Genomic DNA, 12,054 nt, shown 5'->3' on the forward strand with positions numbered 1-12,054 from the left:
CGGCGGCGCAGCCGCCGCGCCGGGGCGGCCGGGGGTCGGGGCGTATCCGGAAGGGACGGTGCCGGCGCCGCGGACCGGCGACCTGGCCGCGGAGCTGGCCGCGGTCGGACAGCTCGCCGACGAGGCCGACCGGTACGGCCAGCAGGCCGAGGCCCTCGCCCACCGGCCCGTGCTGCTGCCCACCTGGTCGCCGCTCGGCCGGGCGGTCGCGGTGTACGCGGCCTGCGCGCTGGCCGGCTCGCTGCTGATGCTCGCCACCCTGGTCGGCTCGCCGATCCCGGTGAGCGGGCTGGACCTGGTGGCCGCGGCCGCCTGCGCGGGCGTGCCGCTGCTGTCCTTCCTGGCCGGCCAGCTCGTGCTGGCCCGCTGGGGTCGGCCGGTGCTCGGCGGCGACGCGCCACCGTCGCGGTACGTGCCGCTCGGGTTCGTCCTCTGTGCCCTGCTCTCCTCGGGCCTGTTCTGCCTCTACCTGGTGGCCTTCCGCCTGTTGTCGTGACGGACTCCGGCCCCGCCGCGGGCCGGCTCGGACCAGGATCCCGCCGCATTCCGTGGCGTAGGCTGCGGGCAGGCGAACCCGGGAGGGCCTGTGAGCGCGGCACAGATCATCGCGAGGCTGGCGGCGGCCGCCCAGAAGCTCGACGAGGCGAAGGCCAAGGCGGCCGCGGCGGCGCAGGACGCGGCCGAGGCCCGGGCGCTGGTCGCCGGGGCCCTGGAGGGGGTGGCCGCCGGTCCGCTGATCGGCGTCATCGACGCCTACCGGCAGGCCCTGGCCCAGGCGGCCCAGGGCGGCGAGCCGGCCCGCCAGCACGTCCAGGAGACCATCGGCAAGGTCCAGGCGCTGGGCAGCTGATCCGCGAGCCACAGTTACCGATCGGTATCGCAGGAAAGCGCCGACAATCGTTTCCCGGATCCGGCGACAACTATCCGACATTCGATCCGCGTGACCCGCGAATCTGATCGTCCATTGAGAACGGTGGTGGCGGCGGCCATTCGCAAACGGTAATGTGCTGCCACGTCGAAACCCGCTCTCGAGTGGTACGACGCGCCACCATTTTCGTGCATTTTCCCGACGGCCGGCCCCGCCGCCCGTCCGATCCGCCGTGCCCGTACGCCGCCGTTCCGCGCGTGTTCCGGAGTGGTCCTCGCCTTCGTCCTCGGCTGCCTGCTCGGGTTGCTGGCGGTCCTGGTGCTGCCCTGGCGGGACGCGTTCGACGAGCCGGTCAACCTGGTCACCGGCCTGGCCGGGGTGGTGCTGGCCGCCGCGTTCGTCGGGCTCGTCTACACCCTCCTGCGGGTGCTCCTGGAACCGTGGTTCCTGGCCGTGTCCGGCGCGCGTCGGCTCAGTCGCCGGGAGGAGGCCCGGCTCCGGCCCGTCCTGGAGGACTGCGCTCGGCGGCTCGACCTGCCGAACCTGCCGCGGCTGCTGATCGAGGACGACCCGGTGCTGACCAACGCCCGGGCGTACGCCCGGCACATCGTGGTGAGCACCGCGGTCCTCGCCGAGCCGGACGAGAACATCGCGGCGCTGTTCAGCCACGAGCTGGTGCACTGGCGTACGGGTGACGAGGTGACCAGCGCCTTCATCCGGGGTGTCGGACTGCCGCTGGTGCTGGTGCACGCCGTGCCCAGTTGGCTGATGCGCCGGTTCCCGCACCCGGCCACCGATTTCCTGGTGTTCCTGGTCTTCTGGCCGGTCCTGGTGACCATGCGGTTCCTCGTGCTGCCGTGCCACCGGCGCGATGTCCGGGCGGCCGAGTACCGCGCCGACGAGGGTGCCCTGCTGGCCGGGCACGGCGAGGGCATGCGGGCGCTGCTGGAGCACCGCCGCTCCTTCGAGACCGGCCGCAGCGGCTGGGACGAGGCGGTCTGCGCCACCCATCCCCCCGCCGAGCTGCGACTCGACCGGTTGGCGCGGCTCGCCGAGGAGGCCGGAGGCGTGGTGGCGGAGGGGGCCGGCGCGCCGCGCCCGGTCGACCACCTCTTCCGCGTGCCCGGTCCGGTCGGCTCGCGACGTACCGGGCTGGTGGTGGTGGCGCTGACGGTGGTGGGCTGCCTCGGCGGGGGACTGCTCACCGTCGCGCAGTGGGCGCTGTTCCGGCCGGAGGCCGCGGTCGCGGACTACTTCTCCGCGCTCGGTGACCACGACGGTCGGGCCGCGCTGCGGCTGCTCACGGCGGACCGGCGTCACCAGGTGAGCGACGTCGACCGGCTGGCCCGGATCGTCGGGGCCAAGGACTACCAGCCGCCGACCGACGTGCGGGTCACCTCGGTCGAGCGCCACGACGAGACGGCGACCGCCAAGATCTCCTTCGTGCTCGCCGGCCGCCCGGGGACCGCGGAACTGCCGTTGCGCCGCGACGACGAGGCCACGCTCGGGCTCTTCCACCGGTGGCGGATCGACCTCGGGCCGGCGTCGCTCGCCCTGCCGGCCGGGCGGTCCCGGCTGACCGTGGACGGGGTGCCGGTCGTCGGTGGTCCGGAGGGCGGCTCGGTGGCGCTGCTGCCCGGCGGGTACACGGTGGCCGGTCCGGGCAACCCGCTCAGCCAGACGCCCCCGCAGGTCGTCCTGGCCGTACCCGGCCAGGAGGAGGTGGCCGGCGCGGACCTGGTGCGGCCGTCCCTGGCGCCGGGCGCCCAGGCGGCGGCGGAGGAGAGCGTACGGGCCTGGCTGGACGGGTGCGCCGCGCAGCGGGTGGCCGCCCCGACCGGCTGCCCCTTCCAGCGGTACGGCGAGGTGAAGCGGATCAGCTGGAAGATCACCAGCTATCCCCGGCTCCGGGTGGAACTCGTCGACGGCGGCGATGGCACCACCGCCAGCGTGTCCACCGTGGACGGCTCGGAGGGGGCGGCGCGGGCGACCGGCACCGAGCCGGACTACTTCACCGGCAGCCGGCCGTTCACCGACGACGTCCCGTTCGACGTATGGGGGACCGTGACGGTCACGGACGGCAAGCTCACGTTCCGCCCCGGCGGCGAGTGAGAGGGGAGTGCCGAGGTGAGCGAAGCGTCGCTGCGGCCCGACCGGCCGGTCCGCCTGCTGCTGGCCACGCGGGCCACCCACCCACCCCGGGTGCCGCTGGTGACCTGGCTGCACCGGCGTCCGGAGTTCCGCGCCGCGGTACGCGACCCGGCGGCGGGCCGGGCGGGCGGTCGGCCCGGCTTCAGTGACGCGGTGATCATCGCGGTGGTGGCGCAGGGACTGCTGCCCGGGCTGTTCAACCTGCTGCAGAGCTGGGTCGACCAGCAGCGCCACGAGGTGAGCGTCCGGGTGCAGGTCGGGGACGCCGAGGTGGAACTCCAGGTCAACGGCCGGACGGATCCCGCGAAGCTGCTGGAGCAGGCGACCCGCGCGCTGTCCCGGACGGAGCCGGGCGGGGACCTGCCGCCCGCCTGAGCCCGGCGGTCCCGGGGGCCCGCTGCCGATCGTGTCGCGGCCGGCCGCGCACCGCGCCGGTATGCCGGTTTGCGCTTCCCTCGCGAGAACAGGTTACCGGCGCGTAACTTTCCATTGACGTGTGTGAAATCGGACACGCATCATCGTTCCCACGATCGATCGGATCCCCCCACCCGTCCCCTCCCGGCTACCCCGGGTGCCTCCCACCGGAGGTGCAGCCATGCTGCTCCGAACGATCCTGGCCGCCACCACCGCGGCCGCCGCCCTGCTCGTCCCGGCCACCGCCGCCCACGCCGCCCCGCCGCGCGCCACCACCACCAGCGCCACCACCGCCGACGAGACCAGCCTCACCGCGGCCGGGGCCAACCCGGTCATCGTCGTCGGTGGCCTGATCGGAATCTCGATAGCGTACGAGCCCATCGCCGCCCGGCTGCGCGCCGACGGCTACCGGGTCTCCATCTACCAGCTGCCCAACCTCGGTGTCGGTGACATCCGGGAGTCCGCCCGGGCCCTGTCGTCCTACGTGAACCAGGTCCGGGCGGCCACCGGGGCGGCCAAGGTGGACCTGGTCACCCACTCCGAGGGGGGCCTGGTCAGCCGCTGGTACGTCAAGTTCCTCGGCGGCGCCGACAAGGTCGACCACTACATCAGCCTTGGCAGCCCGCAGTACGGCACCTACGTCGCCAACATCATAAACTTCGTCGGCCTGGGCAGCTGCGTCGGCATCGTCGCCTGCCAGCAGATGTCCATCGGGTCGAGCTTCCTGGCCGACCTCAACGGCGGCGACGACACCCCGGGCACGGTCCGCTGGACCACCGTCCGGACCTGGCAGGACGAACTGGTCCGCCCGGTCGACAACGCCGTCCTCGCCGACGGCGCCAGCAACGTCCTGGTCCAGGCGTGGTGCCCGTTGCGGATCGTCGGCCACCTCGGCCTGGTGCTCGACGGCACCACGTACACCATCGTCCGGCAGGCGCTCGCCGACGCCGCGATCCGGCCCAACTGCTTCGCCCTCTGATCCGCCCGCCCCGGCCGGCCGCCCTCCGCCGGCGGCCGGCCGCCGGTCGGGCCGGCGCCCGGCCGGGGTTCCCGCCGGCCGACGCTGGGCGTTAAGAGGGGCCCCCTGCTCTACCGCAGGCGTTAAGAAGGGGCCCCTCCTTTCAGGCGGCCTTCGCGAGCGCCTCGAACTCGTCGTCGGTCAGCTGCACCTCGGCGGCGGCCACGTTCTCCTCCAGGTGCGCCACCGAGGACGTGCCCGGGATCGGCAGCATGACCGGCGACCGGCGCAACAGCCAGGCCAGCGCGAGCTGCGCGGGCGTCGCGCCGTGCTCGGTGGAGATCGCGTCCAGCGGGCCGCCCGGCCGGGCCAGGTTGCCGGTGGCGATCGGGAACCACGGGATGAACGCCAGGTCGTTGCGCTCGCAGTGGTCCAGCACGGCCTCGGCGCTACGGTCGGCCAGGTTGTAGAGGTTCTGCACCGAGACGACCGGGGTGATCCGCCGGGCCGCCTCGATCTGCTCCACCGTCACCTCGGAGAGCCCGATGTGCCGGACCTTTCCCTCCTGCTTGAGCAGGGCCAACTCGCCGAGCTGGTCCTCCAGCGGCACCTTCTCGTCGATCCGGTGCAACTGGTACAGCGGGATGCAGTCCAGGCCGAGGTGGCGCAGGCTCAGCTCGCACTGCTGACGCAGGTACTCCGGCCGCCCCACCGGCCGCCAGTCGCCCGGCCCGGACCGGGTGAGGCCGGCCTTGGTCGCGATCACCAGGTCGTCGGCGTACGGGTGCAGCGCCTCCTTGATCAGCAGCTCGCTGACGAAGGGCCCGTAGGAGTCGGCGGTGTCGATGAAGGTCACGCCCAGCTCGTACGCCCGGCGCAGCACCCGGACCGCCTCGGCCGGGTCCTTCGGGTCGCCCCACACCCCCGGCCCGGTGAGCTGCATCGCCCCGTATCCGAGCCGATCGACCTGCAGGTCACCGCCGATCCGGTAGATGCCCGAGGCCTTCGCGGGCTGGGTGCTGGCACTGGTCGCCATGCCGGTCCTCCTGTGCGTCGTCGTCGGCGGCGGACCCGCCACCGACCGGAGGACATTCCCCGGAATCGCCGCGCCCAACGTCCGGCCGCCGATTGTGCGTCCGGCCACCTCACCCGGTGTGCCGGAGCACGACCAGCGCCCGGTCGTCGTCCGTGGCCGGCAGGTCCCGCAGCAGCGCGTCCGCGATCGCCTCCGCCGGCTCGTCCCGCACCGCGACCAGCGCCCGGTGCAGCGCCGCCACGCCCTCGTCGTACGGCTGGCCGCGCCGCTCCACCAGCCCGTCGGTGTACGCCACCAGCAGGTCGCCCGGCCCGAACGGCACCGTGGTCACGCCCATCGGCGCGTCGACCATGCCCAGCGGCAGCGCGTGCGGCGTCGACACGGCCCGCGGCTCCTGCCCGGCCGGCAGCAGCACCGGGTGCGGGTGCCCGGCCCGCAGCACGTGCGCCACCCGGTTCGCCGGCTCGACCACCACGATCAGGCAGGTGCCGAGGAAGCCGACGCCGAGCAGCCCGGTCAGCCGCAGGAACAGTTCCTCCAGCGGGACGCCGAGCCGGATCAGGGTGTTGAGCACGGTACGCAGCTGCGCCATGTCGGCGGCCGCCTCCACCTGGTGGCCGACCACGTCGCCGACCACCACGGCGAGCCGGTCGTCGTCCCGCCGGACCAGGTCGTACCAGTCGCCGCCGAGGTGCAGGCCGGTCATCGCCGGCTCGTAGCGGGTGGCGATCTCCAGCCCGTCCGGCGTGGTCAGCGCGGAGCTGCGCAGCCGGCCGGCCAGCCGGGTCACCAGGTTGTGCTCGGCGGCGGCCAGCCGGACCCGTTCCAGGGTCTGCTCGCACAGGTCGGCGATGGTGTCCAGCAGCGCCAGGTCACCCTCCCGCAGCGGCCGCTCCCGGTACCAGCCGAAGCCCAGCGCGGCGATCGGCTGGCGCTGCGCGTCGAACAGCGGCAGCGCGACGGTGGTGACCACGCCGTGCGCGCCCACCGGGTCGGGCAGGCCGGGGAACCGGGCCGCGAAGTCCCCCCGGTTGCGCAGGATGACCCGTTCCCCGGCGTGCAGCGCGCGGACGACCGGGCGCGGGTCGTCCAGGGTGAGGTCGGTGAAGGTGGCGGCGAGGGACTCCGGCACCTCGTGGTACCAGAGCCGGACCAGCCGGCCCTCGTCCCGCATGGCCAGCCCGGGCAGCACCGCCCCGAGCGCGGTCGGCGCCGCGTCGAGGATCACGTCGATCGCCTCGCTCGTCGACCGGGTGACGCTGAGCCGGGCGGCGAACTCCGCCATCGCCTGCGCCGAGCCGGTCAGCTCGGCGCGCTGCAGGGCCTGGCTGCACAGCCCGGCCACCGCGTCGAGCAGGTTGCGCAGCGCCTCGTCGTCGGTGACCGGCCGGGCCCAGCGCACCTCCAGCGCGCCGAGCGCGCCGCCGTCGCCGTACCGCAGCGGCAGGCAGACGCCCGTCGCGCCCGCGGCGTCGCCGGCCAGCGGGAACGCCGTGTTCTCGCGTACCGCCCGGGCCAGCGGCTCGTCGGCGTCGACCGGCAGTTGCCCGGGCGGGATGTCGCCGCCGGCCACGTCGAGCCGGGTGGCGCCGGGCCGGGCGAGCGCCATCCGCAGCCAGGCGGCGTCCACCACCGCCGGGGCGACCGTGGTCACCACGTCCACGATGGCCGACCGGCCCCGGGCCGAGCTGAGCGCCCCGGCCAACCGCCCGAGCGCCTCCGCCTGCCGCAGCGCCCGCTGCCGGTCGCTGACGTCCCGCGCCACGGTGGCCACAAAGGCGGTGCTGTCCCGCCCGTCGCCGGTGGTCACCGTGAAGGTCTGATGGTCCACGTCGAGCTGCTCGCCGGTGTCCAGCCGAGCCAGGCGGCTCTCCGCCCGGTGGTGACCCGCCCGCAGGGCGGTCGGGATCAGCTCGGTGCGCCACCGCTCGCGGACGTCCGGGGCGGCGAAGTCGACAAGCGCCAGGCCGTCCACCCGGTCGGTGTCGCCGAGCCCGACCAGCGCCCGGCCGGCCGGGTTCACGTAGACCGCCCGGCCGTCCGGGGCGGCCACCGCGATGAAGTCGCCGGAGCGTTCCACCAACGCCTGGAACAGCCGCAGTTCCGCCTGGGCGGCCCGCTCCGCGCTCAGGTCCAGGGCGTACGCCAGCCACCGCAGCGGGCGCTGGTCCAGCGCGACCACGCCGATCTGCACCGGCACCCGATGGCCGTCGGCATGCCGGTACTCCTTGGCGTAGGCCCGGGCCCGGCCGGTCTCGGCCAGTTCGGTCAGCGCCCGCTCGTCCGCCTCCTCCCAGCCGGGGGGAGTGATGGCGGGCCAGGTCAGCCGCCCCTGCGCGATGTCCTCCCGGGTGTGGCCGAGCAGTGCCAGGAACGCCTCGTTCGCCTCGGTGATCCGCTCACCCTCGCCGCCGAACACCGCGAGCACGTCGGTGGCGGCGAGCCGCTCGTAGCGCGCCCGTTCCGCGCCCAGCGCCTCCAGCAGCCGGGTGCGTTCGGTGACGTCCACGACGCTGAACCCGAGCCCGAGCAGCTCGTCGGTGTCGCTGATCCGGATCGGGAAGTAGCTGGCCACCAGGCGCCGGGCCGTCTCCGGCGGGCCGGCGCTGAAGTCGACGCCGACCACCGGGCCGCCGGCGAGCGCGCGGCGCATCAGCCGCTCGATCCGCGCGCCATGCTCCGGCAGCACCTCGGTGGGCCGCCGGCCCAGGTGGTCCGCCGCCGGCACCTGGTTCATGGCCGCCAGCGCCGGGTTCACCTGGACGTAGCGTAGTTCGGTGTCGACCAGGCCGAAACCGACCGGCGCGCTGTCCAGCAACGCCCGGCTGATCGCGTCGGTCCGCCGCTGCTCGGCCCGGGCGGCGGCCTCGGCCTGCCAGGCACGTTCCCGCTCGGTGGCCTCCCGGACCGCGTCGCGCAGCCCCTCGGTGACCGCGTCCTGCTGGCGTACCGCCTCCAGGCGGCGCAGGGCCTGGCTGCCGGCGGCGGTGAGCAGGCCGCCGAGCAGCCGCTCTTCGGCGCGGACGGGGCGGCGCGCGGGAAACGCCACCCAGACCTTCCACTCCCCGGTCAGGGTGCTCAGCCGGCCGCCGACGCCGGGCGCCGATTCCTCACCGTCGCCGTCGCCGTTCGCGTCGGGCGCGGCCAGTCGGCCGGCGACCGCCGGGTCCAGCCGGTCGCGGTCGACCGGGCCGGCGGCGGTGTACGCCGCTCCGGCGCCATCTCGCCGGGCCAGGTACCCGACGCCACCGAAGACCCGCCCCAGCGCGTCCGCGACCAGGGCCAGCACCTCGGCCTCGTCGCCGGCGGTGGCGAGCCGGTCGGCCAGCGCGGCGGCGTCCCGGTGCCGCTGCGCGACGGCGCGCTCGGCGGTCACGTCGCGCACGGTGCCGACCAGCATGGTGCGGTCGTGGTCCGGGTCGGGCACCTCGATCGCCGAGACCGACACCCAGATCATCCGTCCGTCGGGCCGCTGGAACGGCACCTCGTACGCCCCGGTGTGCTCGTCGAGCAGGTGCACCAGCGCCCGGTCGAGCAGCGCCCGCTCCTGCGGGTACGCCGTCCGGTCCGGCCACCACGGGTACGGCGGCGGGTACGGCAGACCGGCCGCGCCGTACCCGGTCAGCCGCTCGAAGGTCTCGTCCACCTGGACGATGACGCCGTTCTCGTCGGCGATCCAGACCCCGTCGGTGAGCGACTCGATCACCTGGTTGGCCCACTCGCCCCGGCGCAGCCGGGCCCGCGCCCGGTCCAGGTTGGCCTGGATGCGGGCCCGCAGCTCGCTCGCCGAGAACGGTTTGACCAGGTAGTCGTCCGCGCCGGCGGCCAGCCCCTCGACCGCCGCCTCCGGTCCGGCCCGGGCGGAGAGCAGCACCACCGGCAGGTGGGCGGTGGCCGGATCGGCGCGTACCGCGGCGAGCAGGCCGAAGCCGTCCAGGACGGGCATCATCACGTCGGCCAGCACCAGGTCCGGCGGGTCGGCGCGGAGGTCCGCCAGCGCCGCCCGCCCGTCGGCCGCGGCGCGTACCCGGAACTGCGGGGCGAGCAGGTCGGTGACGTAGGCGCGCAGGTCGGCGTTGTCGTCGACCAACAGGATGCGGGGCCGGCCGGCCGGCCCCACCTCACCGGCCTCGGCCGCCGGGACGACCAGCTCGGCCGCCAGCGCGCCCGCCGCCGCCGAGGGTCCGGCCGACCGGTCCGCGTGCTCCATCCCCTCCAGCGACCCGTACGGCAGCCGGACGGTGAAGGTGGCGCCCGCGCCGGCCTCGCTCTCCGCCTCGACCGTTCCGCCGTGCAGGGTGACCAGCTCCCGGACCAGCGCCAGCCCGATGCCGGTGCCCTCGGCGGACCGGCCGGTCGGCCCGGTCACCCGGTGGAACCGCTGGAAGAGCCGGGGCAGCTGGTCGGCGGGGATGCCCACGCCGGTGTCCGAGACGGTGAGCCGGATCCACCCGTCGTCGTCGGCGACCCGGAGCCGGACCGACCCGCGCAGGGTCGCCTTGACGGCGTTGGTGAGCAGGTTGAGGACGATCTGCTCCCACATGCCCCGGTCCAGGTACGCCGGGCGCGGCAGCCGGGGGCAGTCCACCTCGAAGGCGAGCCCGGCCCGCTCCACGGCCGGCGCGAACGCGGCGGCCAGCTCCCGGGTGAACCGACCCACCTCCAACGCCACCGGTTCCGGGGTCAGCCGGCCGGCCTCCAGCCGGCTGAAGTCCAGGACGCCGTCCACCAGCCGGTGCAGCCGGGCGGCGTTGCGGTCGACCAGTTCCAGCCGCCGGCGGAGCTCCGGCGGCAGCGGCTGGGCCGGGTCGGTGAGGGCGTCGCGGACCGGCCCGGCGATCAGCGTCAACGGCGTGCGCAGCTCGTGGCTGACGTTGGCGAAGAAGGCCGACTTCGCCGCGTCCAGCTCCGCGAGGGCCTCCGCCCGCCGGTGCTCCGCCTGGTACGCCCGCGCCCCGGCCAACGCGGTGCCGAGGTGGCCGGCGAGCAGCTCCATGAAGGAGAGGTAGTCGGCGTTCACCGGACGGCGCGGGTTGAACCCGGCGACCAGCACGACCGTCGGGGCGTCCCCGCCCGGTTCCGGCACCGGGAGCACGGCCACCCGGGTGACTCCCGGCCGGTCCGGGTCGTCGGCCGGGTCGAGGGGGAGCACCCGCAACTGCCCGTCCGCCAGCACCTCGGTCAGCGGCCAGGATTCCGCCGCCCCCGGTGGGGGCTCGGCGTCGTCACCGGCGACCAGCCGCAGGCCGTCCGGCCCGGCCTGGTAGAGCCGGACGAACGGCACCGACGCGCTGCCGGCCAGGGCCTTGGCCGTCCGGCGGAGCACCTCGTCGGGCTCGGTCACGTCGACCAGCGCCGCGCCGAGGGTGGTGAGCAGCCGCAGCCGGCGGTCGCTGACCACCCGCTCGGTGGTCTCGGTGACCGCCGTGAAGACGCCGCCGGGCATGCCCGACTCGTCGATGATCGGGCTGTAGGAGAAGGTGAAGTAGCACTCCTCGACGTAGCCGAAGCGGTCGAGCAGCAGCAGCTGGTCCTGGTTCCAGGTGGCGCCCCGACCGGCCAGCACGCCGGTGAGCATGGGGCCGATGACGTCCCAGATCTCCGGCCACACCTCCGCGCCGGGCCGGCCCAGCGCGTCGCGTTTGGACGCCCCCAGGATCGGCACGTACGCGTCGTTGTGGAGCATCACCAGCCCGTCGCCCCACCACAACAGGATCGGGAACCGGGAGTGCAGGCAGATGGTCACCGCCGTGCGCAGGCTCTGCGGCCAGGAGTCGATCGGGCCGAGCGGGGTGGTGGACCAGTCGTGGGCCGCGATGGCCGCGCCCATCTCGCCGCCGGCGGCGAAGATGTGCTGCCAGCGGGAGCCGTCCGGCGGGGTGTCGCTCACCCGGGACCTCCGCTCGGCGATTGGGGGGCGCATCGGGCAGTTTCCGAACGTACCAGCGAAGTCTGGATCGTGCGTTTCTTGATCTCCCGGCCGGCCGGGCGGGCCGGAAGAACGACGCGGCCGGTCGGCAACCGGGCGGCGGTACGGGCAGTTGCGCCGAGCGACCCCGCCCGCGGGGCGCGCCGTGCGACGCTGAGCCGGAGGGCGGGACGGACGTCTGGAGGTGCGCCATGGCCGCGACGCCGCGGGTCGACTTCGCGCTCGACACGTACGAGTGCATCGTGCTCTACCCGGGGCCGTCCGGGCGGGCCCTGCCCGAGGAGACGGTGCAGCGGCTTCAGGCCGAGCACCTGCAGCACATGCAGGCGCTGCACCGGCGGGGCATCATCCTGATCGACGGCTCGGTGGACGGCCCGGCCCGCGAGCCGGACCCGCCGATCGGTTTCGGTCTGGCCCGTACCGGCTCGGTGGACGACGTGCGCAGCGTGATGGAGGCCGACCCGGCCGTGCAGGCCGGGCTCTACCGGGTGGACGTGCTGACCTTCCTCTGCCCGGCCGGTTCGCTGGAGTTCCCCCTGGCCAAGACGCAGAGCTGAGGAGCGGCCGGGCGACCGGCCGGAGCCGCGCCCCGCCGCCGGGCGTCCCGCCCGGGCCCGCGTGCGTCGGCCCCCTCGTCGATGCGGCGACGCCCGCGTGGCCGGCCTCCGCCCCGGGGTGCCCGGGAGCACCGCGTCGGC

At 75.1% G+C, this 12,054-nt stretch carries 7 protein-coding genes and 1 pseudogene; 6 read left to right on the plus strand and 2 right to left on the minus strand.

Features of this window, described 5'->3' with window-relative positions; translation table 11 throughout:
• The 5 genes and pseudogenes from EFE23_RS17280 to EFE23_RS17300 form a co-directional block, all read left to right on the plus strand.
• Nucleotides 1-496 (plus strand): annotated as a pseudogene (locus EFE23_RS17280) (hypothetical protein); the annotation flags it as partial.
• A 90-nt stretch (nt 497-586) separates the two neighbouring features.
• Entirely contained in the window at nt 587-850 is a 264-nt protein-coding gene (locus tag EFE23_RS17285; protein ID WP_123241969.1) for a DUF6244 family protein, read from the plus strand.
• A gap of 285 nt (nt 851-1,135) precedes the next feature.
• Nucleotides 1,136-2,980 (plus strand): M48 family metalloprotease, encoded by a 1,845-nt coding sequence (locus EFE23_RS17290; RefSeq protein ID WP_123241970.1) that lies wholly within the window; start codon nt 1,136-1,138, stop codon nt 2,978-2,980.
• A 15-nt stretch (nt 2,981-2,995) separates the two neighbouring features.
• Nucleotides 2,996-3,394: an effector-associated constant component EACC1 gene (locus tag EFE23_RS17295; protein ID WP_123241971.1), complete on the plus strand. Its 399-nt coding sequence runs from the start codon at nt 2,996-2,998 to the stop codon at nt 3,392-3,394.
• Between the two features lie 220 nt (nt 3,395-3,614).
• Entirely contained in the window at nt 3,615-4,412 is a 798-nt protein-coding gene (locus EFE23_RS17300; RefSeq protein ID WP_123241972.1) for a lipase family alpha/beta hydrolase, read from the plus strand.
• 142 nt (nt 4,413-4,554) lie between these two features.
• On the opposite strand, the gene EFE23_RS17305 is transcribed toward EFE23_RS17300, so the two are convergent.
• Nucleotides 4,555-5,427 carry an aldo/keto reductase gene (locus EFE23_RS17305; RefSeq protein WP_123241973.1) on the minus strand — a complete coding sequence of 291 codons (873 nt, stop codon included), beginning with the start codon at nt 5,425-5,427 and terminating at the stop codon, nt 4,555-4,557.
• A 109-nt stretch (nt 5,428-5,536) separates the two neighbouring features.
• A complete protein-coding gene (locus tag EFE23_RS17310) occupies nt 5,537-11,317 on the minus strand; it encodes a PAS domain S-box protein (protein ID WP_158675879.1) in 5,781 nt (1,926 codons plus the stop codon).
• 230 nt (nt 11,318-11,547) lie between these two features.
• Here EFE23_RS17310 and EFE23_RS17315 point away from each other — a divergent pair, with 230 nt between their 5' ends.
• Nucleotides 11,548-11,913 carry a YciI family protein gene (locus EFE23_RS17315; protein WP_123241975.1) on the plus strand — a complete coding sequence of 122 codons (366 nt, stop codon included), beginning with the start codon at nt 11,548-11,550 and terminating at the stop codon, nt 11,911-11,913.
• The last annotated feature ends 141 nt before the right edge of the window (nt 11,914-12,054 follow it).

It is taken from the genome of Micromonospora solifontis (assembly GCF_003725545.1).
GTDB lineage: Bacteria > Actinomycetota > Actinomycetes > Mycobacteriales > Micromonosporaceae > Micromonospora > Micromonospora solifontis.

Bases quoted from the DNA above. Each gene is read 5' to 3' on its own strand.
- EFE23_RS17300 (WP_123241972.1), top strand. From the start codon at position 3,615: ATGCTGCTCCGAACGATCCTGGCCGCCACCACCGCGGCCGCCGCCCTG.
- EFE23_RS17305 (WP_123241973.1), bottom strand. From the start codon at position 5,427: ATGGCGACCAGTGCCAGCACCCAGCCCGCGAAGGCCTCGGGCATCTAC.
- EFE23_RS17315 (WP_123241975.1), top strand. From the start codon at position 11,548: ATGGCCGCGACGCCGCGGGTCGACTTCGCGCTCGACACGTACGAGTGC.